Below are 20,917 nucleotides of genomic sequence, written 5' to 3' on the forward strand. Positions count from 1 at the left end.
TGCTCCGGTGGAAATGTGCCTGCGCTTCTGCCATAGCGACCGCCGGGCCGCAACATGGCGGCTTTCTACGCAAGGGCATGATCATGGCGACATGCGTAAAAATCTGGGTTCTGGCGGCACTTGCCGTGCTGTCCTGTGTAATGGCCTCAAACGCAGATATGCAAACCATGGTCGAAAAAGAGATCGAAGCGCAGGTGGGGAGCGGCCTCCTGAAGGGCGTCATGCTTTCTCCCCGGCAGGCTGAAGGCCGGCCTGCGGTCGTCATCATTCCCGGCTCCGGTCCTACGGATCGTGATGGCAACAGTCCGATGGGGATCCGGGCAGATTATCTCAAAATGCTTGCCGGGGCGCTGGGCGAACGGAACATCCCGTCGCTTCGTGTGGACAAGCGCGGCATGTTTTCCAGCAAGGGCGGGTTCGCCGATCCCAACGCCGTCGGTTTCGACGACTACGCCGGCGACGCGCTGGCATGGCTCGATACGGCGCGTGAGAGGACCGGCGCCGGTTGTGCATGGCTGCTCGGCCACAGCGAGGGCGGGCTGGTCGCGCTGATCGCGGCTCAGACCGCCGGGCCCGATCTGTGCGGGCTGGTGCTGGTGTCGACGCCCGGCAGGCCGCTGGGCGAAATCCTGCGGGAGCAACTGGAGGGCAATCCGTTCAACGGGCCGATCCTGCCGCAGGCCCTTGCCGCCGTGGGAGCGCTGGAGCGCGGCGAGAAGGTGGATACGGCCGGACTTCCGCATGAGTTGCGTCCCCTGTTCGGGGACAAGGTGCAGGACTTCCTGATCGACGGTTTCAGCCGCAAGCCGGCGGAGCTGATCGGGCGGCTCGACATGCCGGTGCTGATCGTGCAGGGCGACAACGACCTTCAGGTCCGGCCGATCGACGCCGAAGCACTTTCAAAGGCGCTGCCGGTTGCTGAATTGAAGATCATTCCCGCCATGAACCACGTTCTGAAGGCCACGCCGCCGGGCGACGTGGCGGCCAATCTCGCTTCCTATGGCGATCCGAAGCAGCCGCTTGCCCCCGCTCTGGTGGAAGCGATCGCCGACTTCCTCGACCGCAACCGCTGATGGATCAGGCGCTGGCGGATCAGGGCGTCGGGGGGGGCAGAACCGATTCGCTCGCGGCAGAGGCCGCCGGACGACCCGCCGCCTGCTTCAGGCTCTCGGCCTCAATGGCGCGCTGGCGGGCCAGCTTGCGGTAGCGCCCCTGCCGGAACCATGTCGCGAGGCTGCCGATTACCATGCCGAGCGCCAGTGCGGCAAACAGGAAAACGAAGAAGGGCAGCGTGTAGGTCAGCGCCGGATTGCCGGGGTTGAACGGATCGACGGTAAAGGCGACCGGCCCACGATTGGCGACGGCCAGCGCGATCAGAACGATGGCCAGCGGAACGAAGACGATGACGAGAGCGAAGCGATTGAACATCGGCCTATTTCTCGTTGTTCAGCCTCTCGCGCAGTTCCTTGCCGGTCTTGAAGAACGGCACCCATTTTTCCTCCACGTCGACGGCTTCGCCGGTGCGTGGATTGCGCCCGGTGCGCGCGGGGCGGTTCTTGACCGAAAAAGCGCCGAAGCCGCGCAACTCGACGCGGTTGCCCTCGGCCAGGGCATCGGTGATCTCATCGAACACGGCGCTGACGATGTTTTCGACATCGCGCAGGAACAGATGCGGGTTGCGCGAGGCGATAATTTGCACGAGTTCGGACTTGATCATGCGGTCGGTCCCCTTGAAGAAAACACGCTGTCGAAATTATGCAAATGATTTTACTTGCTTTTTTCACCCGTAACGCGGGCTGTCAAGGGTGCCAGAGCGACACCAGCCCGTCAAGGAACAGCCGTTCCATGCCAAGTTCGTTGATCATGTCGCCACTTTGCTCGGGCAGGCCGAGCGCGCGCGCCACCGTCCGGGCCAGAGCCTGCGACCAGATCAGGCTGCCCGCGCCCTCCGGCGGCTTCCACTCGATCACCCTGAGGTCGGGCGCCACGCCCTTGCTCTCCAGCCATTTGACAGCTTCCTCCTCGCCGCCCAACGCGTCGACCAGCTTGTTCTGCAAGCCTTGCCGTCCGGTGAAGATGGAGCCGTCCGCCAGCGCCAGCGCCTGCTCGCGCGGCATTGAGCGGCGCTCGGCGACGATGTCGACGAACCAGTCATAGCTGTCCAGGATCAGGCGGCGCACCATGGCGCGCTCTTCCTCGTTCGTGGGCTTGAAGGGGGAGGGCGACGCTTTGAGAGGCGAGGATTTCACCTCTTCCAGCTTGATGCCGAGCTTGTCCATCAGGCCGGTCATGTCCGGATACTGGACCAGAACGCCGATGGAGCCGACGATGGAGGACTGGCGTGCAACGATATGGTCGGTGGCGCTGGCGATCATGTAGCCGGCGGAAGCCGCCAGCGTGCCGACCTCGGCAACGACCGGCTTTTCGGCCGCGATCTTGCGGACGGCTTCATAGATCGATTCGCCACCGGTCGTGGTTCCGCCGGGTGAATTGATCTGGACGATGACGCCCGCGACCCTCGGCGATTTGCGGATCTTCTCCAGCCGCTCCAGCAGCTTGTCGTCTTCGGTGATGGTGCCCGCGATCCTGACCTTGGCGATGTGGGTGGTGGCGCCCAGCCCGTCATCGCGGAACCATGCCGCAAGCGAGATAACGGCGAGGGCGAGGATAATGACGGCGAGCGCGCGCCAGAAGGTCAGCTTTCGCCGCAGTCTGCGCCGGTCGATCAGGTCATCGGCTCTCTGTGCCATGCTGGGTCTCGTCCTACAGGAAATTGCAGAGCCTATTTAGAGCATGGATGCGGCCGCGACCACCGCTTTCGCGATCATGGCGGGTCAGCGGCACTTGCCGGCCATTTGCGTCATCATGTATCCTTATGCCGGTCATATTTTTACGGTTTTGGTTTATCTGGACTTGTTTGTGAGGCCCCGCATCCCGAATTACAGGGCGGTGGAGGTGGGCCTGTTTGTAGAAAGCAGCGATTTTGGCGCAGACGACTGACCCGATCGGCATGGAAGACATGCGGCCGAGACCCGGAGCCGCCGGCGCCGAAAATCGGGAAGCCGCATTCGGGCGCGCCCAGCAGCATTCGCGCCGTGTGCGCAGGCTGAAGTTCGTGGTTCCGGCCCTGGCGATCGCCATGGCCGTCGCCTTCCCGCTGTATTCCTATATCGTTGCGCCTGAGGCGGTTCAGGTCTCGACGGAAAGCAGCGCGTTTTCCGATGGCAAGCTGGTGATGTCCAATCCGAAGCTGGAAGGCTTCACCAAGGCCCTTTTGCCTTATGCGATGACGGCGGTGCGCGCTATTCAGGATGCCGGCAATGAAGGCGTCATCGAACTGGAGGGGATCAACGCCCGGCTGCCGATCGGCGACGATGCGACGGCCAGGGTGGATGCCGCGAAGGGCACCTATGACCGCGCCAGCAACACCCTCAGCATCGACAGCGACGTGACCGTCACCACCACCGACGGAATGGTCGCGAAGCTGAAATCGGCCTTCCTCGATATCGACAAAGGCAATATGAAGACGGAGCAGCCCGTCGACATCAGCCGGCCCGGTTCGCGCATCACCTCCGATACGATGGCGGTGGAGGAGAATGGCAAGGTCATGATATTCGAGAAACGGGTTCGCATGAACATCGATCCCGCCGCAACCGGGGCGGCCCAGAAGAAGAGCGGAGACACCAATGCGACGCAGTGATTCGGCGAGGCTTGCGGTCCTTGCATCGGCCTTGTCCCTTGTCATGGCGGGTTCCGCATTCGCCCAGACGGGCGCAACCGGGTCCATGCCGGGCCTGAAGCTGGCCGGCGACCAGCCGATCCAGATCGAAAGCGACAAGCTGGAAGTGCGCGAGAACGAGAGCCTCGCCATCTTCACCGGCAATGTGCAGGTGGTGCAGGGGCCGACCCTGCTGAAGGCCGGGGCGATGAAGGTCTACTACATCAAGGATCAGGCCCAGGGGGATCAGGCGTCCACGGGTTCGGCCACCACCGGCACCGCCAACATCGACCGGCTGGAGGTTTCCAGCAAGGTTTACATCAAGTCCGACACACAGGTCGCCACCGGCGATCGCGGCACCTTCGACATGAAGAGCGAGGTGCTGGTGTTGTCGGGCGACAAGGTCGTGCTGTCGGATGGCGACAATGTGCTCACCGGCTGCAAACTCACAGTTCAGATGAAGACGGGCCTTGCCCAGGTCGAAGCCTGCGGCAAGCGGGTCATGATGTCGATCACGCCGGGTTCGCAAAAGAAACCGTAGGATCGCGCATGCTTTCATTCCCCAAGTTGGGTTCCAGGCCGGGCGTGTCGGGCCGCAAATCCGGCACGGCGGCCGCAGGGACCCGGGACGGTTCGGTGACCGCCGGGCTCAAGGGCACGCTTATCGCGCGGGGCCTGACCAAGAGCTACAAGGGCCGCAAGGTCGTGAACGGCGTGTCGCTCGGCGTGCGGGCCGGCGAAGCCGTGGGCCTGCTCGGTCCGAACGGCGCGGGCAAGACCACCTGCTTCTATATGGTCACCGGGCTGGTGCCGGTGGACGAAGGCGTCATCGAGATTGACGGCTATGACGTCACTTCCATGCCCATGTATCGCCGTGCGCGGCTGGGAATCGGCTATCTGCCGCAGGAAACCTCGATCTTTCGCGGGCTGAGCGTGGAGCAGAACATCCGCGCGGTGCTCGAGGTGGTGGAAAAGAGCCGCAAGCAGCGCGAGAAGGATCTCGACGAACTGCTCGAGGAATTCCACATCAGTCATTTGCGCCACTCGCCCTCGATGGCGCTGTCGGGTGGTGAGCGGCGGCGTCTCGAAATCGCGCGGGCGCTTGCCAGCAGGCCCGCCTACATGCTGCTCGACGAGCCCTTCGCGGGCATCGATCCGATCGCTGTGGCTGACATCCAGCAACTCGTTCGCCACCTCACCAAGCGTGGCATCGGCGTGCTCATCACCGACCACAATGTGCGTGAGACGCTGGGCCTTATCGACCGCGCCTACATCATTCACGCCGGCGAGGTGCTGACCCATGGCCGGGCGGAGGAGGTGGTGGCCAATCCCGACGTGCGGCGGCTCTATCTGGGCGAAGGCTTCACGTTGTAGTCTTCGCCGGGCGGCGGTTGCGGCCTTATTGGCCGGGTTCCGCTTGACAAGCAAAAGCCGGGCCAGTTTCTATCTCCTGCGCGAATATCCTGCACCACCGGGCAGGCGCGAAGGAGGTATACCGCCCCAGATGGCGCTTTCGGCCAAGTTGCAACTCAGACAGACGCAGTCGCTGGTGATGACGCCGCAACTGTTGCAGTCGATCCGTCTCCTGCAATTCACCAATGTCGAACTCGAGCGCTTCGTTGACGAGGAGGTGGAGCGCAACCCCTTGCTGGAGCGCGCCGAGCCTTTTCCAGACGAGGCTGCCGAGCCGCCCCGCTCAGGGGACGACGACCTGCTGCGCGAGGCGGGCGACGATTGGTTCGGCAATGAGGCGGACCTCTCTGCGAAAACCATTTCGGACCGTTTCGATTCGTCGCTGGAAAATCTCTTCCCCGACGATCCGGGCCGGTCGGAGCGCCCCGATCCGGCGTTGTCCACGCAATGGAAGTCCCTGGGAGCGGGAAGCGGTCAGGGAGGCGCGGGGGACGGATTCGATCTGGAGGATTTTGCCGCATCGCCCCTCACGCTACGCGACCATGTCGGCGAGCAGATCGCTTTCGGCTTCATCGATCCGCGGCAGCGGCTGATCGCCGCCGAACTGGCTGACGGGCTGGATGAGGCCGGGTATCTGCGCATTGACCTCCATGAGATCGCCGAACGGCTTGGCGCGGATATGGCCGGCGTCTCGGCTGTGCTGTCCTGTTGTCAGTCCTTCGACCCGCCGGGATTGTTTGCGCGCGATCTTGCCGAGTGTCTGTCCCTCCAGCTGCGCGCCCGCGACAGGCTGGACCCGGCCATGCAGGCGCTGCTTGACCATCTGGATCTTCTGGCGCGTCGCGATTTCCAGCAGCTCAAACGGTTGTGCGGCGTGGACGAGGAAGACCTGCTCGATATGCTGGCCGAGATCAGGAGGCTCGATCCGCGGCCGGGGCTGGCGTTCTCGGGCGGGACCAGCGAGGCGATCGTGGCCGATGTGGAGGTGCGCCCGGCGAGCGACGGCGGCTGGGCCGTGGAACTCAATGCGGACGCCCTGCCTCGCGTTCTCGTGGACCAGTCCTATTTTGCGCTGGTGTCCGGCCGGACCCGCGATCAGGCGGAAAAGGACTTCCTCGGCGAATGCCTGCAGAACGCCAACTGGCTGGCCCGCAGCCTTGATCAGCGCGCCCGGACCATCCTCAGGGTGGCGTCGGAGATCGTGCGTCAGCAAGATGCGTTTCTGGCGCTCGGAGTGCGTCATCTGCGTCCGCTGAACCTGAAGACCGTGGCCGAGGCCATCGGCATGCACGAATCGACCGTCAGTCGGGCGACGGCCAACAAATACATGCTGACCCCGCGCGGGGTGTTCGAGATGCGATATTTCTTCACCGCCGCAATCGCCTCCTCGGATTCGGGTGAAGCCCATTCTTCGGAAGCCGTGCGCGACCGTATCCGGACCCTGATCGAGGCCGAAATGGCGGGTTCCATACTTTCGGATGATACGATTGTGAATATGCTGAAGAAGGAAGGCGTCGATATCGCCCGGCGCACCGTCGCCAAATACCGGGAGGGCATGAACATTCCCTCTTCCGTCCAGAGAAGGCGGGAAAAACGCGCGCTTGCGGGCCTGAAGGGCTGACGCGAAGACGCACACCCCGGTTTCTCGTTTCGTTGACAAGCATGAATGAAGTGTCTAGAAGCCCGCCCGCATGAGGCGACGGACGGTGTCCGCGCCGGGATGGCCATCGGTGCATGAATAGCGGGCTGTCAGGATCGACTGCGAAGTTCACGAGCAAATTCGGCACATGGGGTGCCGTGCGGCTTGTACGAACGGACTACGGGTATAAACTCCGGTTAGTTCGAAGCCTGTACAGGGAAGGTCACTAGTCAGATGGCACTGCGTATTGCGGGAAAGCACATGGACGTCGGCGATGCGTTTCGTACGCGCATCAATGATCGGATCACCGACATCATTCAGAAATATTTCGACCGTGGATTCTCCGGTCAGGTCACGATGATCAAATCGGGGTCCCGCTTTACCTCGGACTGCGTAATTCGCCTGGATTCGGGCGCTTCCTTGCAGGCGGCCGGCGAATCCCACGATCCGGTCCAGGCTTTCGAGGCCGCCGCGGAGCGTCTGGAAAAGCGCCTGCGCCGCTACAAGCGCCGCCTCAAGTCGCATTATCCGGTCAACGCCGCCTCCGATGGCGTCAGCATCGCCTATGCGGTGGTGGAGGCTCTGGCCGAGGATGACGAAGAAGACATTCCGGCCGATTTCGCACCGACCATCGTTGCCGAATCAGCGCTGGCGCTGAAAACCATGTCGGTGGCTTCCGCCGTCATCGAACTCGACACCACAGGCAGTCCTGTGCTGGTGTTCCGCAATGGTGGCACCGAACAGCTCAACATCGTCTATCGCCGGCCCGATGGAAACATCGGCTGGATAGATCCCGCGACGGTCAAAACCGCGTAAGGGTTTGAGAAAACGGCGCGGCCCGCCAGTTCGGGCCGGCCGCGGCAGGCGAAGCAGAGGAATTTCAAGAAATGGCTCTGAACGATCTTGTCGACGTCCCGGCAATCATGCCGGCGTTGAAGGCCAACTCCAAGAAGCAGGTGCTCCAGCTTCTGGCCGAGCGCGCATCCACTATATCCGGCATTCCGGAGCGCGACATTTTCGAAACCATCCTGCAGCGCGAGAAGCTGGGTTCCACCGGCGTCGGCAACGGCATCGCCATCCCGCACGGCAAACTGGCCGGGGTGAAGGGAATCACGGGGGTGTTCGCGCGGCTGGAAACGCCTGTCGATTTCGAGGCTCTCGACGATCAGCCCGTCGATCTGGTGTTCCTGCTGCTTGCTCCGGAGGGCGCGGGCGCAGATCATCTCAAGGCGCTGTCGCGCATCGCGCGCGTACTGCGCGACAGCGATACGGTGGCGAAGATACGCGGCACCCGCGATGCTCAGGCCATCCACTCGCTTTTATCCGAGACGCCGGCTTCACACGCAGCGTGACACGCCGCACCGGCCAAAATCATCCCCCCAAAGGCTGACCGCTTCCTTCAAGGGCCGCCGTCGTGCGGCCCTTGCGTGTAAAGCGCAGTTCTTGTCATGTCAGTGGGTTGCGACCGTGGTCAGGTCGTTCTCCATGGCGCCCGCCAGAGCGCGGTCACGCTCATCGGCCAGCAGAATGGGCTGGCCATTGGCGGCGAACAGAGCCCAAAGCTCCAGTCCGGGCGCGATCTCGGAAAGGCCGGGGAAGCGGCCGCGCAGGTCGTCGCTCGACATCTTCCTCAGATAGGCGACCGAGCCTTCACCAAGATGCGCCAGTTCGCCGGTACTCATCACCGGCTTTGCGGCAGTGGTTTCTACGGTTCTGGTCATGTCCAGGCCTCCTGTCTATGAGCCGCCCGTCGGGGCCGGCTCCTCACCATCGGCAAAGATTCAGTCTTTCACCGATATGTTTATTTTCCGTACCAACCGCTCGGCCTCGGGCCGGTCGAGATCGATGGACAGGAGCCCGTTCCTGAGCTCTGCGCCGATCACACGCATGCCATCCGCCAGCACGAAGCAGCGCTGGAACTGGCGGGCGGCGATGCCGCGGTGGAGGAATTCGCGCTCGGAGTCATCGGACTGGCGGCCGCGCACGATGAGCTGGCTTTCCTCGGTCGTCACCTCCAGATCGCTTTCGGCAAAACCTGCGACTGCAAGGGTGATCCTCAGTTTCTCGGTCGCACCGTCGGCGCCGCGAAGGCGCTCGATGTTGTAGGGAGGGTAGCCGTCGCCCGACTTCGCCAGGCGTTCCAGCGTTTTCTCCATGGCGTCGAAACCGAGAAGCAGCGGGCTCGAAAAAGGCGTCATTCTGGTCATGCTGTCCTGTCCTCTTTGAGAGCGACATGTTCCGAAAGAACCCAGTCGGCATTCTTTCCTGCACCAGATATGGTCTGTCGTCGGGCCGAGTTCAAGATTGCGCCGCAACGGCTGCACAGGAAACGGCGATCATCGGCATATGCCCGGCTGGGCATGCCGAATGGTTCAATGCGGGGAAACCTGACCCGCTTCCCAGCCCAGAATGGCGCGCTTGCGCGTCAGGCCCCAGTGGTAGCCAGTCAGCGCCCCGGACTTGGCCAGAGCCCTGTGGCAGGGCACGACGAAGGAGACGGGATTGGCCCCACAGGCGGCGCCGACGGCGCGCGACGCCTTGGGCTCCCCGATCTGCCTCGCCAGCGTGGAATAGGTGCGGGCCTGTCCCATTGGAATGGACAGGAGCGCTTCCCACACGCGCACCTGGAAGTCGGTGCCGATCATGACGACGCGCAACGGTTGGTCCGCCCGCCATTGGGAGGGGTCGAAAATGCGTGTCGCATAAGGCAGGGTGGCGGCCATGTCCTCGACATAGGTCGCGTTCGGCCATCGGCTCGACATGTCAGCGAAGGCCGCTTGCTCGGCGCTCGGATCATTGAACGAGAGGCCGGCGAGCCCCCTGTCCGTGACCATGATCAGCGCGACGCCGAAGGGCGAAATGTGATAACCGTAGCGAATGGTCAGCCCCTCGCCACGGTTCTTGTAAGCGCCCGGCGACATCGCCTCGTGGGTGACGAACAGATCGTGCAGGCGGGCCGGGCCAGACATGCCGACCTCCAGCGAAGCCTCCAGAAGCGGCAGGCCGGAATCGAGCAGCCGACGCGCATGGTCCAGCGTCACCGCCTGCAAAAAGGCTTTCGGCGACAGCCCCGCCCAGCGGGTGAACAGTTTTTGCAGGCCGGTGGCCGTTTCCCCGACGGCCTCCGCCAGCTCTTCCAGCGAGGGCTGGTCGCGATAGTCGAGGCTGATCTTTTCGACCACCCGGCGCACAATCTCGTAGTCGCCGCCTTCGGGGGTGATGTCCCTTTCAAGGACCGGAACGGGTTTCATGGAGGTGCGGGCGTTCATGGGACTTTCTCGCAAGTCTGTATTCTTCACGGCGAATATCGTCCCACTGTCGCGCCTTTCCCACCCGTTTCCTGCCGCCGGCGTGTTTTTCAGCGCGCTTTTGCGGTCGCCAGGGCCCGGGAAAAGGCGTTGGCGAAGCTTTCCCGGTCGTCCGGATTGAGAAAACCGCCGATGGGAACAATCTTCTCGCGCGATTCAACCGCCATGCGGGTGATGCCGATCTCCGTATGACGGGCGACGGAGAAGCGCGCCCAGAACGGATTGAAACGGTGTTGTTCGGATTTGCCCGAGGGCGAAACCTTGCGGATGTGCAGTTCCGTCCGCGACATCGACACTTCCTCGCGGGCGCGTGCGGCGCGATAATTGAGGCGGAAGGCGACGTAGAGCGCCACCACGTCCAGCCCAAAGAAGCCGAAGATCGGCCAGGCGCCATGGCTGAGGAAGATGATGCCGGTGACCGCCCAGGCCAACAGCAATGCGCCGATCAGGATCGTGAATCCCGTTCGGCCAAGCGATCTGTGCGGCTTCAAAAGCGCCTCGAAGAAGGGCTGGTCCGCGGCAAAGTCGACATTTGTCTCGCTCATGGCGCGATACTATAGGATGCATATGAGCAAGCCCAAGCCAAAAGAGCGGTCCGCGACCGAAAACAACAGCCAGACGCCGGCGCGAGCGTCCAAACGTACGGTCCCGCCTGCACGCGCCAGGCGTTCGCTCTATACGCCGGCCGAAGTGCATGAAATATTCCGTCGCTTTTGCGTGCAGCGGCCGGAACCCAAAGGCGAACTGGAACACGTCAACGCCTTCACCTTGCTGGTGGCGGTGGTTCTGTCGGCGCAGGCGACCGATGTCGGCGTCAACAAGGCGACGCGCGCCCTGTTCACGATAGCCGATACGCCGCAAAAAATGCTGGCGCTGGGCGAGGAAAAGGTCGGTGACCATATCCGCACCATCGGGCTGTGGCGCAACAAGGCGAAGAACGTGATCGCCCTGTCGCAAGCATTGATCCAGGATTACGGTGGCGAGGTGCCCGGTGATCGCGACGAACTGGTCAAGCTGCCGGGCGTGGGGCGCAAGACGGCCAATGTGGTGCTCAACATGGCCTTCGGCCAGCACACCATGGCTGTCGACACCCACATTCTGCGGATTGGCAACCGCATCGGGCTTGCGCCGGGCAAGACGCCCGAGCAGGTCGAGGCGGAACTGGTGCGCATCATCCCGGATGAATATATGCGCCACGCTCACCACTGGCTGATCCTGCATGGCCGCTATGTGTGCAAGGCGCGCAAGCCCGATTGCCCCGCCTGCGTGATCGCAGACATCTGCAAGTCGCCGGAGAAGACAACATCCGTCCCCGCGCCACTGGTGGAACTGGTCCCGCAGGACATACCGCAATCCTTGTAGGGGAACCCCCGGCGGCTGGTTGTCGCCGGCGACGGCAAATCAGTCGGGGCTTGCCCCGGTTGTCTCCGTTCGGGTCCGGGCTTCCAGAGCAGGCAGGGTGAGATTGCGCACAAGAGTGGCCAGTTCCGGCTCGTCGATCAGCATCGCCGCCTGCTCCGGCCGCAGCCAGGCGCGCTGCCGTCTTCCTGACTCCCGCCATGATTTCAACTGCTCGATCACCTCAAGCAGATAGACGGTGACATCAACCCGCACGAATGCGGCGGGCAGGCGCTTCCAGTAGTGATAGGAGCCGGCAGGCGCTTTCAGCGTCTTGCCGGCGACCCCGGCTTCCTCAAGCGCTTCGATGGTGGCGGCCTTGCGCCCGCTCTTGCCCTTCATCGGCCAGCCTTTCGGCAGGATGAAGCGTTGCGTTTCACGCGAGGTGACGAGCATCACCTCCAGGTCGCCGTCCGGGCCTGTACGAAAGGGGATCGCCGCAACCTGGCGGATCTTCTCGCCTTTCTTCGCCTTGCGCAGAACCCGTTTCTTCTGTTTCACCATATTCCGCCGATTCGATATGCACCGAACAGAATAGTCGGCTAATTATTTGAGGCAACCCCGCCGGTCAGCGGCAATTCCTCACATAGGTGTTGCCTGACAAGGTAATTTGACAATCCTGTCGAAAGGCGGGGACCTGTGGGCGTGGCGTCGGCGGCTGCGTGACCTGTTGGCGATCGAGCTGCCGATAGATCTGCTGCTGCTGGTCGAACTGCTGGCGCTGGATGCGGTTTTGTAGCTGGATGATCTCAGACGCGTTATCCCGGACAGGCGGCTGCTGTTGGGCCGCGGCGGGGAAGGCCAGACTTGCCGCGAGCGCAATCGCAGCAAGCGATTTGCGGCCGTGGGTTTTCAGCATCGATTGCGCGTGAGGGATCATGTACCGGATATAGGTGCGTCGCGCCATTGTTCCAGCGTCATGCTCATCAAAACAGAAAAGGCCGCCCGAAGGCGACCTTTTCATAAGCTGAAGCCGTAACTGCTATTACGGATCGGTCGGAGCCGGGGCCGTGCCGGCGATGGCGTCGCCAACTTCCTGGAACTTGTCGTTCACAGACGTGCCGACGAAGCGGGCGCCGCCGATGATGGCGATTGCGATGAGGGCCGCGATCAGGCCGTATTCGATGGCGGTGGCGCCGGACTCGTCCTTGACGAAACGTGCGAAAAGCTTGGTCATGTCTGTGTTCCTTGTTGCCCAGGTTGTGACTTTTCTTGGCGGTTTCTTGCTGAACCGTGACCCCAATATCGCGGGCACCGCTTTCGGTTGCGTTAAATGCGATGGTAAACGAAATGTGCGCAGCGGTTGTGCTTAACAAATGCAGAATAGCAATGGTTGATTTCTATTGTTGCCTGTTGAATCTACATCGTTTTTGGCGTTAATCAGATAAAATCGCGCCGCAAACTCGCCTGATATTGATCCCGCGCGGATTGCGCGTGCGTCCTGTCCGCCATATCTGTTGTGCCAGAAAGGTGCATCGATGTTCCGTTTCGCGTTCCGGCTTGCCGCAATGGTTTCTCTTTCCGTCGCCGTCATCATGGCGGTGCTCGACGCCACGCGCACGGTGGCTGCCTCCCAACTGGTCACCACGCCGCTGAAAACGAGCTGGAACGCCGTTTCGCCCGAAACGCTGGGTACGGCGGAGATGTTCGTGCGTGAAAAGCTCAGCCCGCTTGTGTGGGATACGGCGGTGAACTGGGTTCTGGCGCTGCCGGGGTTCGTGGTGTTCGCCGGGCTGGCGCTGTTGCTCTACGCCATCGGCTACAGGCGCGAACGCCCCGTCGCCCGCTACGTCGCCGGTTGAGCGGCCGCGCGCTACAAGAAAGGAAGACAGACATGTTGTTCCAGAACGATTTCCTGAACCGGAAGACGATGATGCCCCGTGCGGAAGATGCATTGCCGGGGCGCGGCCAGCCCATCCCGACAGCGCAGAAGCATTTCGTGAACGGCAATCCGCTCAAGGGCCCTTACCCGGATGGGCTGCAAAAGGCCGTGTTTGGTCTGGGCTGTTTCTGGGGGGCGGAGCGGCTTTTCTGGCAGACGCCCGGCGTATGGGTGACCGCAGTGGGATATGCTGGCGGGCTGACGCCCAACCCGACCTACAAGGAGACCTGCACGGGCCTCACCGGCCATGCCGAGGTGGTGCTGGTGGTCTATGATCCCAAGGTGGTTTCCTATGGCGATCTGCTGAAGCTGTTCTGGGAGAGCCATGATCCGACGCAGGGCATGCGGCAGGGCAATGACGTCGGCACCACCTACCGCTCGGCGATCTTCACTTTCGACGAGGGGCAGCGGGAGCAGGCGCTTGCGTCCCGTGACGCCTATGAGGCCTTGTTGCTGGCCGCGGGGCGGGGGAAGGTCACCACAGAAATCGCGCCTGCGCCGGAGTTCTATTTTGCCGAACCCGAGCACCAGCAATATCTGGCCAAGAATCCCAACGGCTATTGCGGTTTGCAGGGCACCGGCGTCTCCTGCCCGATACCGGCCGGCGTTTCAGCCTGAACCGGACCCGGTTAGCCGCCGTCATTGACGGACGACGATGAGGCGCATGGCGGCTGGCAGCTTGCGCCACGCCGGAGCCTGTTCACCAGTGCGGCGGTTTGTTTACCGGTATTTCGGGCGTGGCCTGTTCTTCGAGCGCAAGGAAGCGCTCGGCCAGGGCGTCCAGCTTCTTCTGAAGCCGGTCGATGACCTTCCACTGTTCGGCGATCTGGCCGGACAGTTCCTCGATAGTCTTTTCTTGTTCGGCCGCGCGGATTTCCAGCGCGACCAGCCTGTCGTCGTTGGTCATCGGGCGCCTATTTCGTTCCGTACATGCGGTCGCCGGCATCGCCCACGCCGGGCATGATATAGCCCTTCTCGTTCAACTGGCGGTCGATGGAGGCCGTATAGATCGGCACGTCCGGATGGGCGGCGGTGAAGCGCCTGATGCCTTCCGGCGCGGCCAGCAGGCACAGGAAGCGGATATTGGTGGCCCCGCGCGCCTTCAGCCGGTCGATTGCGGCGGTGGCCGAGTTGGCGGTCGCCAGCATCGGATCGACCACGATCACCAGCCGGTCGCCCAGATCGCCCGGAGCCTTGAAGAAATATTCGATCGCTTCAAGCGTGTCGTGGTCGCGGTAGAGCCCGATATGGGCGACGCGCGCGGCCGGCACGAGATCGAGCAGGCCTTCAAGCAGGCCGTTTCCGGCGCGCAGCACGGAGGCGAAGACCAGCTTCTTGCCTTCCAGCACCGGAGCTTCCATTTCCTCGATCGGCGTCTCAATGGTGGTGGTGGTGAGTTGCAGGTCGCGCGTCACCTCATATCCCAGCAACAGCGAGATTTCCTTCAGCAGCCGGCGAAAGCCGGCGGTCGAGGTGTTCTTGTCGCGCATGATGGTCAGCTTGTGCTGCACCAGCGGATGGTCGATGACGGTGACGCCCTGCATGGTCTTCTCCGGCTCGTTATGTTCTTTCAATTCCGGACGCGAAACCGATCCCCGCCTGTTCCGGGATTGCTCAGTTTCACACTCGATAGTGAATGCTGGAAAGCAAATAGAAAAGGCCTATGCGGCTTGCCAGGAGCAAAGTCCACAGGGCGCCTGCGACCATTCACCGGTCAAATGAGGGGCCAAGGCCATGGCGCGGCGAAATCCGTTCCTGTATGGTCCGCCCGCATAAAAGCGGATCGTGAGCATGTCAGTTGAAAGAACCACCGCCAATGGCGGCATGGAAACCTCCTACGGCTTCAGGCAGGTCGGGGCGGGCGAGAAGCAGCCGCTTGTCAACGAGGTGTTCCACAAGGTCGCCAACCGCTACGATCTGATGAACGATCTGATGTCGGCCGGCATGCACCGCGTGTGGAAAGACGCCATGATTGCGTGGCTCAATCCGCCGAAACGGCCGGGCTGGAAGGTTCTGGACGTTGCCGGCGGCACCGGCGACATCGCATTCCGCATCATCGAGGCGAGCCAGCGCAATGCGCATGCGACAGTGCTGGACATCAACGGCTCAATGCTGCAGGTCGGGCGCGAGCGCGCGGAAAAGAAGGGACTTTCGGCGCATCTCGATTTCGTCGAGGCCAATGCCGAGGAACTGCCCTTCGCCGATGCGACGTTCGACGCCTATACGATCGCCTTCGGCATCCGCAACGTGCCGCGCATCGATGTGGCGCTTTCGGAGGCTTTCCGCGTGCTGAAGCCCGGCGGACGTTTCCTGTGCCTCGAATTCTCCGATGTCGATATGCCTCTGCTCGACCGCGTCTATGACGCGTGGTCGTTCAACGCCATTCCGAAAATCGGCCAGATGGTGACAGGCGACGGCGAGCCTTATGCCTATCTGGTGGAATCGATCCGCAAATTCCCCGACCAGAACAATTTCGCCCGGATGATCGGCAGCGCCGGTTTCGAGCGGGTGAGCTTCAGGAACTATTCAGGCGGCATCGCGGCCCTGCACTCCGGCTGGAAACTGTGACGGAACAGGCCTCATGAGCAGTTTGAGCGCAGGTTTCCGGCTCGTCAGGGCCGGCTGGGTTCTGGTGCGGGAGGGCGTGGTCGCGGCCTTGCCGGGCGACCAGCTTTCGGGGCTGCCGAAATTTGGCTGGCGGGTGGCCACGATGTTCACACGCCGCCGCGCCCTGAAGCAGGAGCGCAGCGACCGGCTGGCCCACGCGGTGGCGCGGCTCGGGCCCTCCTATGTCAAGCTGGGTCAGTTCCTCGCCACGCGTCCCGATGTCGTCGGCAATGACATCGCGCTCGATCTGGCGCTGTTGCAGGACAAAATGCCGACGTTCCCCAAGGCGGAAGCACAGGCCGCCGTGGTTGCGTCGCTGGGGCGCACGACCGACGATCTCTACCAGGATTTCGGGGGGCCGGTGGCTGCTGCTTCCATCGCCCAGGTGCATCCGGCCGAGGTCGATTACCCGGAAGGCCGGCGCAAGGTGGCGGTGAAGGTCATCCGCCCGGGCGTACGCCGCCGCTTCCTGCAGGACCTGGAAAGCTATTTCCTCGCCGCGCGTCTGCAGGAGCGCTACATCCCGTCCAGCCGCAGACTGCGTCCGGTGCAGGTGACCGAGACGCTCGCCCAGACCACCCGCATCGAGATGGATTTGCGCCTGGAGGGGGCGGCGCTTTCCGAGCTTGGCGAGAACACAAGCCAAGATCCCGGCTTCCGCGTTCCCGCAGTGGACTGGGAGCGCACCGGCCGCGACGTGCTGACCATGGAGTGGGTCGACGGCGTCAAGATGAACGATATCGCCGCGCTCTCCGCTTCCGGCCATGACCTCAAGAGGATTGCGGCGAACCTGATCCAGTCGTTCCTGCGGCACACGCTGCGTGACGGGTTCTTCCATGCCGACATGCATCCGGGCAATCTGTTCGTGGAAGCCGATGGCACCATCGTCGCCGTCGATCTGGGCATCGCCGGCCGGCTCGGCAAGAAGGAGCGCCGCTTTCTCGCCGAAATCCTCTACGGCTTCATCACGCGCGACTATCTGCGCGTGGCGGAGGTGCATTTCGAGGCCGGCTATGTGCCGGCGAAGCACGATGTCGCCGCCTTCGCGCAGGCGATCCGTGCGATCGGCGAGCCTATCCATGGCCAGCCGGCCGAAACCATCTCCATGGCCAAGCTGCTCACCCTGCTGTTCGAGGTGACCGAGCTGTTCGACATGCAGACGAGGCCCGAACTGATCCTGCTGCAGAAGACCATGGTCGTGGTGGAGGGTGTGGCGCGCACGCTCGACCCGGCCTTCAACATGTGGAAGTCGGCGGAGCCGGTCGTCGGCGACTGGATTCGCGATAATCTGGGGCCGCGCGGCCTGCTGGCCGATGCGCGCGAAGGCCTCCATGCCGTATCGGCGCTGGCGCGTCACATGCCCGAATTCGCCCGGCGCACCGAGCGCCTGTCGCGCGAACTCGACCATATGGCCGAGCACGGCCTGCGCTTCGATCCCGAGACGGCGCAGGCCATCGGCAAGGCCGAGGCCCGCCACACACGCTCGGGTCGACTTGCGCTATGGGTGATTGCGCTGACGTTGCTCTATATTGCGTGGGAGTTGTTCTGAACGGCAAATTGACCGAGTCGGCAGTCCTGCCTAATTTGGATGGCCGGCCAGGGTGCCGCTTACGGAGTTGATCAACGGCATGTCGAACACGCTTTCGGCCAAGCGCATTCTGCTCATCATCGGCGGTGGTATCGCCGCCTACAAGACGCTCGACCTGATCCGGCGATTGCGCGAGCGGGGCGCTTCGGTGCGGCCGGTGATGACACAGGCCGCGCAGCAGTTCATCACCCCGCTGGCGGTGGGCGCGCTGGCCGCCGACCATGTATTCACCGATCTGTTCGACCGGCAGGACGAACAGGATGTCGGCCATATCCGTCTGGCGCGCGAGGCCGACCTCGTGGTGGTGGCGCCGGCCACCGCCGATCTGATGGCGAAGCTCGCCAATGGCCTCGCCGGCGATCTGGCTTCGGCCGTGCTGCTGGCGACAGACAGGCCCGTGCTCATCGCCCCGGCGATGAACCCGAAGATGTGGACGCATCCCGCCACGCGCCGCAACCGCAAGACGCTGGCGCAGGATGGTGTGGCCTTCGTTGGGCCGACGCGGGGAGAAATGGCTGAAAGCGGCGAGGCGGGCGAGGGCCGCATGGCCGAGCCGCTGGAGATCGTGGCGGCGATCGAGGCGCTGCTGGAGCCGGCGGCCAGGCCGCTCGCCGGCCGGCGCATCATCGTCACCTCCGGCCCGACGCATGAGCCGATCGACCCGGTGCGCTATATCGCCAACCGTTCATCCGGCAAGCAGGGCCATTCCATCGCGGCGGCCCTCGCCCGGCTGGGCGCCGATGTGCAGCTTGTCTCCGGGCCGGTGACGATCCCCGATCCGGCGGACGTCTCCACCACACATGTGGAGAGCGCGCGCCAGATGCGCGATGCGATTGAAAGCCTGCTGCCGGCCGACGCGGCCATCTTCGTGGCTGCCGTGGCCGACTGGCGCACCGCCGACGCCGCCGGCGAGAAAATCAAGAAGGTGGCGGGCGAGGGGCCGCCTGCGCTTCAGATGGTGGAAAATCCGGACATCCTCGCCGGCGTCGGCCATCACGCGCAACGGCCCTTCCTCGTCATCGGCTTCGCGGCAGAGACTCAGGAAGTGCTGAAGAACGCGCAGGCCAAGCTGGACAGGAAGGGCGCCGACCTGATCGTCGCCAACGATGTGTCGCATGACAGCGGAATCGGTCCGGGCGGGGTCATGGGCGGCGACCGCAATCGTGTCCGCATCGTCTCAAAGACCGGTGCAGAAGAATGGCCGGAACTGACCAAGGAAGAGGTCGCCGCGCGACTTGCGGCGCTTGTCGCCGAGCGGTTGCAGGCGACGCAGACATAACAAAGGGCGGAACGTCGCGCTCCGCCCCCTGGAGCGCCATGCGTCCAATCGGACGCATAAAGGACGCTCTAACACTTTGATTGAGCATCGGACTTTCCGAAAATTGGATTCCACTTTTCAGTCCGATGCTATAGCTTGCTTCCGGTTTTGGGCCGGGCCTACTTCAGTGAATGCACCAGTTCGAGCGATTGCACGGCCACCGCCAGGTTCAGGCCGGTCTGCGCCTGCACGCTCAGCGGCTGGAGCGCATAGGAGCGCTTGAAGCCGCCCAGCAGCAGGTTGGCGCCGCCGCCGGTCACGATGCTGGCTTCCGCGTTGACGCCGAAATAGTTGCCGGCGAGCTTTCCGCTGTCATAGTCGCGGGTGGCGGCAAGCACGGCCCAGACGAGATTGCCCTGATGGGTCTTGCCCAGATCAACGCCGAGCTTGGAGACAATGCCGCTGTAATATTCCGGGGCGCGGCCGTCGGAGGGCTTGAAGGTGCAGGCGAGCCCCTTGTTCGACGTAATGAGATAGCCCGTGCCGCCATCGATCTGGCAGTCGAGCACGCCGAGCTCGAACTGACCGGTGGCGTTGGCAGCGGCCGTCATCGACAGGAGGCCGAAGGCGGCGGCGGCGACAAGTTTCTTGATCATGGGAAAACTCCTGAATTCTGATCGGTCGGTGGCAGAATCGCCATGCCGATCAACGCTTGGCAGCGCGATACGTTGCGTCGAACCGTGGCGCGATCATGGCGCGACCGCACCAGCAGGGCGCCGCGCGCTTTACGCAAGGTGAGGAGAGGGCACCGCTTATTGCGTGCGGGAGAGGCCATCCTTGGCCGGCTGGTAGGCTGGCTTCAGGCGCACGGCTTCCCGATAAGATTTGGCGGCCTTCGCCCTGTCGCCGCGCCGCTCATAGATGAGCCCCTGATTGGTCCAGGCTTCCGCGTTCTTCGAATCCAGCTTGATCGCCATATTGAAGTCGGCGAAGGCGTTGTCTTCCTGGTTCATGGCCAGATAGGAAAGGCCGCGGCCATTGTATGGCTCGGAAGCGTCCGGAGCCAGCGAGATGGCGGTGGAGAAGTCCTCGATCGCATAGGTATGCTGGCTCTGACCCTGATAGATCAGGCCGCGATTGTGGTAGGCGCGCGCATCGGTGGTGTCGAGCTGGATGGCGCGCTCGAAATCCTTGAAAGCTTCCTGTGTGCGGCCGGACTGCCGGTAGACATTGCCGCGGCCGATATAGGCCGCGTCATAGCTCGGATTGATCTGCAGGGCGCGGTTATAGTCGGCCAGCGCCTTGCTGTTATCGCCCGTGAAGCGATAGATCAGCGCCCGGTTGGCATAGGCCTGATAGAAATTCGGGTTGAGCGAGATGGCGGTGTCGAAATCCTTCAGCGCCTGCTGGTAGCGACCGCCGCGCCCATAGGCCGAACCGCGAACATTGTAGCCTTCGGGATCGCGTGGGTTGGCGTTGATGACCTGCGTGAGGGACGAGATGTTCTCGCTGGAAGCCTGTGTGACATCGACGTTGCCGAGATCCATCGCCGGGCCGGACTGGCAGGCTGCAAGCACCAGTCCGCTCAGGAGTGCGGCGGCCATGGAAAATCCGTAACGGGCGGCGCGCCGTTCGCTCAATGCTTCCATTGCAGTCTTGTCCTCGCTTTGTCGTGCCTGTGCGAACCTAGCCCGCCGCCGGCAGTCTGTCCCGGCTAAAAAGCTTCAGCCAAAACAAAAGGTGGCCGCGACCGGAATCGCGCCACCTCGATAGCCCTCGAAAAGGGCGAAAAACAGACCGCAATCAGCGCGCGGCGCGGGCAGCCGCCGGCGCCGGACGCGAGGCGCCAGGCAGCAAGCCTTCGCGCTGGGCGCGCTTGCGGGCCAGCTTGCGCGCACGGCGCACGGCTTCCGCCTTCTCACGGGCCTTCTTCTCGGACGGCTTCTCGTAGTGACCGCGCATCTTCATTTCACGGAAGATGCCCTCGCGCTGCATCTTCTTCTTGAGGGCGCGAAGCGCCTGATCAACGTTGTTGTCGCGGACGAGTACCTGCACGGGCGTTCCTGTCTCTCGGGTTAGAAACCATCAAGCAAGCGGCCATAACCA

At 63.1% G+C, this 20,917-nt stretch carries 29 protein-coding genes; 14 read left to right on the plus strand and 15 right to left on the minus strand.

From position 1 onward, the window contains the following. Positions 1–83: 83 nt before the first annotated feature. Entirely contained in the window at positions 84–1,073 is a 990-nt protein-coding gene (locus ABID44_RS10695) for an alpha/beta hydrolase (RefSeq protein ID WP_354151702.1), read from the plus strand. A gap of 19 nt (positions 1,074–1,092) precedes the next feature. Here the strand turns inward: ABID44_RS10695 and ABID44_RS10700 are convergent, their stop codons facing one another. The 3 genes from ABID44_RS10700 to sppA form a co-directional block, all read right to left on the minus strand. Continuing rightward, on the minus strand, positions 1,093–1,428 hold the full coding sequence (locus tag ABID44_RS10700; RefSeq protein WP_354151703.1) for a DUF1049 domain-containing protein: 336 nt from the start codon (positions 1,426–1,428) through the stop codon (positions 1,093–1,095). 4 nt (positions 1,429–1,432) lie between these two features. Next, positions 1,433–1,717, minus strand: a complete 285-nt coding sequence (locus ABID44_RS10705; protein WP_354151704.1) for an integration host factor subunit beta — start codon at positions 1,715–1,717, stop codon at positions 1,433–1,435. An 82-nt stretch (positions 1,718–1,799) separates the two neighbouring features. Then, positions 1,800–2,750, minus strand: a complete 951-nt coding sequence (gene sppA / locus ABID44_RS10710) for a signal peptide peptidase SppA (protein ID WP_354151705.1) — start codon at positions 2,748–2,750, stop codon at positions 1,800–1,802. A 43-nt stretch (positions 2,751–2,793) separates the two neighbouring features. On the opposite strand from sppA, the gene ABID44_RS10715 reads away from it, so the two are divergent. From ABID44_RS10715 to ptsN, 7 genes are all read left to right on the plus strand, one after another. After that, positions 2,794–3,000 (plus strand): hypothetical protein, encoded by a 207-nt coding sequence (locus ABID44_RS10715; protein ID WP_354151706.1) that lies wholly within the window; start codon positions 2,794–2,796, stop codon positions 2,998–3,000. Beyond that, positions 2,984–3,700, plus strand: a complete 717-nt coding sequence (lptC, locus tag ABID44_RS10720) for an LPS export ABC transporter periplasmic protein LptC (RefSeq protein WP_354151707.1) — start codon at positions 2,984–2,986, stop codon at positions 3,698–3,700. The genes ABID44_RS10715 and lptC overlap by 17 nt, the downstream gene beginning before the upstream one ends. Then, positions 3,687–4,259, plus strand: coding sequence for an LptA/OstA family protein (locus ABID44_RS10725; protein ID WP_354151708.1), 573 nt, complete (start codon positions 3,687–3,689; stop codon positions 4,257–4,259). The genes lptC and ABID44_RS10725 overlap by 14 nt, the downstream gene beginning before the upstream one ends. An 8-nt stretch (positions 4,260–4,267) precedes the next feature. Next, a complete protein-coding gene (gene lptB, locus ABID44_RS10730; protein ID WP_354151709.1) occupies positions 4,268–5,092 on the plus strand; it encodes an LPS export ABC transporter ATP-binding protein in 825 nt (274 codons plus the stop codon). A gap of 130 nt (positions 5,093–5,222) precedes the next feature. Next, the gene (gene rpoN, locus ABID44_RS10735) at positions 5,223–6,752 is read left to right on the plus strand and encodes an RNA polymerase factor sigma-54 (RefSeq protein ID WP_354151710.1); all 1,530 of its coding nucleotides are present in this window, start codon (positions 5,223–5,225) and stop codon (positions 6,750–6,752) included. Between the two features lie 252 nt (positions 6,753–7,004). Beyond that, entirely contained in the window at positions 7,005–7,586 is a 582-nt protein-coding gene (gene hpf, locus ABID44_RS10740; RefSeq protein ID WP_354151711.1) for a ribosome hibernation-promoting factor, HPF/YfiA family, read from the plus strand. A 71-nt stretch (positions 7,587–7,657) separates the two neighbouring features. After that, the gene (gene ptsN / locus ABID44_RS10745) at positions 7,658–8,122 is read left to right on the plus strand and encodes a PTS IIA-like nitrogen regulatory protein PtsN (RefSeq protein WP_354151712.1); all 465 of its coding nucleotides are present in this window, start codon (positions 7,658–7,660) and stop codon (positions 8,120–8,122) included. 99 nt (positions 8,123–8,221) lie between these two features. Here the strand turns inward: ptsN and ABID44_RS10750 are convergent, their stop codons facing one another. The 4 genes from ABID44_RS10750 to ABID44_RS10765 all read right to left on the minus strand — a co-directional run bounded on the left by ABID44_RS10750 (position 8,222) and on the right by ABID44_RS10765 (position 10,623). Continuing rightward, entirely contained in the window at positions 8,222–8,491 is a 270-nt protein-coding gene (locus ABID44_RS10750) for a BQ00720 family protein (RefSeq protein WP_354151713.1), read from the minus strand. A 60-nt stretch (positions 8,492–8,551) separates the two neighbouring features. Next, positions 8,552–8,977: an Hsp20 family protein gene (locus tag ABID44_RS10755; RefSeq protein ID WP_035024643.1), complete on the minus strand. Its 426-nt coding sequence runs from the start codon at positions 8,975–8,977 to the stop codon at positions 8,552–8,554. Between the two features lie 165 nt (positions 8,978–9,142). Beyond that, positions 9,143–10,039: a methylated-DNA--[protein]-cysteine S-methyltransferase gene (locus ABID44_RS10760; RefSeq protein ID WP_354151714.1), complete on the minus strand. Its 897-nt coding sequence runs from the start codon at positions 10,037–10,039 to the stop codon at positions 9,143–9,145. Positions 10,040–10,128: 89 nt separating this feature from the next. After that, positions 10,129–10,623, minus strand: coding sequence for a DUF2244 domain-containing protein (locus tag ABID44_RS10765; protein ID WP_354151715.1), 495 nt, complete (start codon positions 10,621–10,623; stop codon positions 10,129–10,131). A gap of 22 nt (positions 10,624–10,645) precedes the next feature. On the opposite strand from ABID44_RS10765, the gene nth reads away from it, so the two are divergent. Next, positions 10,646–11,440, plus strand: a complete 795-nt coding sequence (gene nth / locus ABID44_RS10770; protein WP_354151716.1) for an endonuclease III — start codon at positions 10,646–10,648, stop codon at positions 11,438–11,440. A gap of 39 nt (positions 11,441–11,479) precedes the next feature. Here the strand turns inward: nth and ABID44_RS10775 are convergent, their stop codons facing one another. From ABID44_RS10775 to ABID44_RS10785, 3 genes are all read right to left on the minus strand, one after another. Next, a complete protein-coding gene (locus ABID44_RS10775) occupies positions 11,480–11,980 on the minus strand; it encodes an NUDIX hydrolase (RefSeq protein WP_354151717.1) in 501 nt (166 codons plus the stop codon). Between the two features lie 64 nt (positions 11,981–12,044). Further along, the gene (locus ABID44_RS10780) at positions 12,045–12,383 is read right to left on the minus strand and encodes a hypothetical protein (RefSeq protein WP_354151718.1); all 339 of its coding nucleotides are present in this window, start codon (positions 12,381–12,383) and stop codon (positions 12,045–12,047) included. Positions 12,384–12,461: 78 nt separating this feature from the next. After that, positions 12,462–12,653, minus strand: a complete 192-nt coding sequence (locus ABID44_RS10785; RefSeq protein ID WP_354151719.1) for a Flp family type IVb pilin — start codon at positions 12,651–12,653, stop codon at positions 12,462–12,464. 301 nt (positions 12,654–12,954) lie between these two features. On the opposite strand from ABID44_RS10785, the gene ABID44_RS10790 reads away from it, so the two are divergent. Both ABID44_RS10790 and msrA read left to right on the plus strand, forming a co-directional pair. After that, positions 12,955–13,278 carry a hypothetical protein gene (locus ABID44_RS10790; RefSeq protein ID WP_354151720.1) on the plus strand — a complete coding sequence of 108 codons (324 nt, stop codon included), beginning with the start codon at positions 12,955–12,957 and terminating at the stop codon, positions 13,276–13,278. Between the two features lie 32 nt (positions 13,279–13,310). Continuing rightward, positions 13,311–13,976, plus strand: coding sequence for a peptide-methionine (S)-S-oxide reductase MsrA (gene msrA, locus ABID44_RS10795; protein ID WP_354151721.1), 666 nt, complete (start codon positions 13,311–13,313; stop codon positions 13,974–13,976). Between the two features lie 82 nt (positions 13,977–14,058). On the opposite strand, the gene ABID44_RS10800 is transcribed toward msrA, so the two are convergent. Together ABID44_RS10800 and upp are read right to left on the minus strand one after the other, a co-directional pair. Continuing rightward, on the minus strand, positions 14,059–14,265 hold the full coding sequence (locus ABID44_RS10800) for a SlyX family protein (RefSeq protein WP_354151722.1): 207 nt from the start codon (positions 14,263–14,265) through the stop codon (positions 14,059–14,061). Positions 14,266–14,272: 7 nt separating this feature from the next. Continuing rightward, a complete protein-coding gene (gene upp, locus ABID44_RS10805; RefSeq protein ID WP_354151723.1) occupies positions 14,273–14,902 on the minus strand; it encodes a uracil phosphoribosyltransferase in 630 nt (209 codons plus the stop codon). A gap of 247 nt (positions 14,903–15,149) precedes the next feature. Between upp and ubiE the strand changes: the two genes are divergently transcribed. The 3 genes from ubiE to coaBC all read left to right on the plus strand — a co-directional run bounded on the left by ubiE (position 15,150) and on the right by coaBC (position 18,832). Next, positions 15,150–15,926, plus strand: coding sequence for a bifunctional demethylmenaquinone methyltransferase/2-methoxy-6-polyprenyl-1,4-benzoquinol methylase UbiE (ubiE, locus tag ABID44_RS10810; protein WP_354151724.1), 777 nt, complete (start codon positions 15,150–15,152; stop codon positions 15,924–15,926). Positions 15,927–15,939: 13 nt separating this feature from the next. Then, a complete protein-coding gene (gene ubiB / locus ABID44_RS10815) occupies positions 15,940–17,514 on the plus strand; it encodes a 2-polyprenylphenol 6-hydroxylase (RefSeq protein WP_354151725.1) in 1,575 nt (524 codons plus the stop codon). Between the two features lie 79 nt (positions 17,515–17,593). After that, the gene (coaBC, locus tag ABID44_RS10820) at positions 17,594–18,832 is read left to right on the plus strand and encodes a bifunctional phosphopantothenoylcysteine decarboxylase/phosphopantothenate--cysteine ligase CoaBC (protein WP_354151726.1); all 1,239 of its coding nucleotides are present in this window, start codon (positions 17,594–17,596) and stop codon (positions 18,830–18,832) included. 158 nt (positions 18,833–18,990) lie between these two features. On the opposite strand, the gene ABID44_RS10825 is transcribed toward coaBC, so the two are convergent. From ABID44_RS10825 to rpsU, 3 genes are all read right to left on the minus strand, one after another. Continuing rightward, on the minus strand, positions 18,991–19,467 hold the full coding sequence (locus ABID44_RS10825; RefSeq protein ID WP_354151727.1) for a DUF992 domain-containing protein: 477 nt from the start codon (positions 19,465–19,467) through the stop codon (positions 18,991–18,993). 156 nt (positions 19,468–19,623) lie between these two features. Further along, positions 19,624–20,460, minus strand: a complete 837-nt coding sequence (locus ABID44_RS10830; protein ID WP_354151728.1) for a tetratricopeptide repeat protein — start codon at positions 20,458–20,460, stop codon at positions 19,624–19,626. A 154-nt stretch (positions 20,461–20,614) separates the two neighbouring features. Next, the gene (gene rpsU / locus ABID44_RS10835) at positions 20,615–20,866 is read right to left on the minus strand and encodes a 30S ribosomal protein S21 (RefSeq protein ID WP_354151729.1); all 252 of its coding nucleotides are present in this window, start codon (positions 20,864–20,866) and stop codon (positions 20,615–20,617) included. Positions 20,867–20,917: the final 51 nt, after the last annotated feature.

The sequence above is a fragment of the Aquamicrobium ahrensii genome, assembly GCF_040545755.1.
Lineage (GTDB): Bacteria > Pseudomonadota > Alphaproteobacteria > Rhizobiales > Rhizobiaceae > Mesorhizobium > Mesorhizobium ahrensii.

Excerpts from the sequence above, each read along its gene's own strand:
- ABID44_RS10695 (WP_354151702.1), top strand. The coding sequence starts at position 84 with ATGGCGACATGCGTAAAAATCTGGGTTCTGGCGGCACTTGCCGTGCTG.
- ABID44_RS10780 (WP_354151718.1), bottom strand. The coding sequence starts at position 12,383 with ATGGCGCGACGCACCTATATCCGGTACATGATCCCTCACGCGCAATCG.
- ABID44_RS10715 (WP_354151706.1), top strand. The coding sequence starts at position 2,794 with ATGGATGCGGCCGCGACCACCGCTTTCGCGATCATGGCGGGTCAGCGG.
- ABID44_RS10700 (WP_354151703.1), bottom strand. The coding sequence starts at position 1,428 with ATGTTCAATCGCTTCGCTCTCGTCATCGTCTTCGTTCCGCTGGCCATC.
- coaBC (WP_354151726.1), top strand. The coding sequence starts at position 17,594 with ATGTCGAACACGCTTTCGGCCAAGCGCATTCTGCTCATCATCGGCGGT.
- msrA (WP_354151721.1), top strand. The coding sequence starts at position 13,311 with ATGTTGTTCCAGAACGATTTCCTGAACCGGAAGACGATGATGCCCCGT.
- ABID44_RS10785 (WP_354151719.1), bottom strand. The coding sequence starts at position 12,653 with ATGACCAAGCTTTTCGCACGTTTCGTCAAGGACGAGTCCGGCGCCACC.
- ptsN (WP_354151712.1), top strand. The coding sequence starts at position 7,658 with ATGGCTCTGAACGATCTTGTCGACGTCCCGGCAATCATGCCGGCGTTG.
- ubiE (WP_354151724.1), top strand. The coding sequence starts at position 15,150 with ATGTCAGTTGAAAGAACCACCGCCAATGGCGGCATGGAAACCTCCTAC.
- ABID44_RS10825 (WP_354151727.1), bottom strand. The coding sequence starts at position 19,467 with ATGATCAAGAAACTTGTCGCCGCCGCCGCCTTCGGCCTCCTGTCGATG.
- ABID44_RS10765 (WP_354151715.1), bottom strand. The coding sequence starts at position 10,623 with ATGAGCGAGACAAATGTCGACTTTGCCGCGGACCAGCCCTTCTTCGAG.
- nth (WP_354151716.1), top strand. The coding sequence starts at position 10,646 with ATGAGCAAGCCCAAGCCAAAAGAGCGGTCCGCGACCGAAAACAACAGC.
- ubiB (WP_354151725.1), top strand. The coding sequence starts at position 15,940 with ATGAGCAGTTTGAGCGCAGGTTTCCGGCTCGTCAGGGCCGGCTGGGTT.
- hpf (WP_354151711.1), top strand. The coding sequence starts at position 7,005 with ATGGCACTGCGTATTGCGGGAAAGCACATGGACGTCGGCGATGCGTTT.
- ABID44_RS10830 (WP_354151728.1), bottom strand. The coding sequence starts at position 20,460 with ATGGAAGCATTGAGCGAACGGCGCGCCGCCCGTTACGGATTTTCCATG.
- rpoN (WP_354151710.1), top strand. The coding sequence starts at position 5,223 with ATGGCGCTTTCGGCCAAGTTGCAACTCAGACAGACGCAGTCGCTGGTG.
- ABID44_RS10750 (WP_354151713.1), bottom strand. The coding sequence starts at position 8,491 with ATGACCAGAACCGTAGAAACCACTGCCGCAAAGCCGGTGATGAGTACC.
- ABID44_RS10775 (WP_354151717.1), bottom strand. The coding sequence starts at position 11,980 with ATGGTGAAACAGAAGAAACGGGTTCTGCGCAAGGCGAAGAAAGGCGAG.
- lptB (WP_354151709.1), top strand. The coding sequence starts at position 4,268 with ATGCTTTCATTCCCCAAGTTGGGTTCCAGGCCGGGCGTGTCGGGCCGC.
- sppA (WP_354151705.1), bottom strand. The coding sequence starts at position 2,750 with ATGGCACAGAGAGCCGATGACCTGATCGACCGGCGCAGACTGCGGCGA.
- ABID44_RS10760 (WP_354151714.1), bottom strand. The coding sequence starts at position 10,039 with ATGAACGCCCGCACCTCCATGAAACCCGTTCCGGTCCTTGAAAGGGAC.
- upp (WP_354151723.1), bottom strand. The coding sequence starts at position 14,902 with ATGCAGGGCGTCACCGTCATCGACCATCCGCTGGTGCAGCACAAGCTG.
- ABID44_RS10800 (WP_354151722.1), bottom strand. The coding sequence starts at position 14,265 with ATGACCAACGACGACAGGCTGGTCGCGCTGGAAATCCGCGCGGCCGAA.
- ABID44_RS10725 (WP_354151708.1), top strand. The coding sequence starts at position 3,687 with ATGCGACGCAGTGATTCGGCGAGGCTTGCGGTCCTTGCATCGGCCTTG.
- ABID44_RS10705 (WP_354151704.1), bottom strand. The coding sequence starts at position 1,717 with ATGATCAAGTCCGAACTCGTGCAAATTATCGCCTCGCGCAACCCGCAT.
- ABID44_RS10755 (WP_035024643.1), bottom strand. The coding sequence starts at position 8,977 with ATGACCAGAATGACGCCTTTTTCGAGCCCGCTGCTTCTCGGTTTCGAC.
- ABID44_RS10790 (WP_354151720.1), top strand. The coding sequence starts at position 12,955 with ATGTTCCGTTTCGCGTTCCGGCTTGCCGCAATGGTTTCTCTTTCCGTC.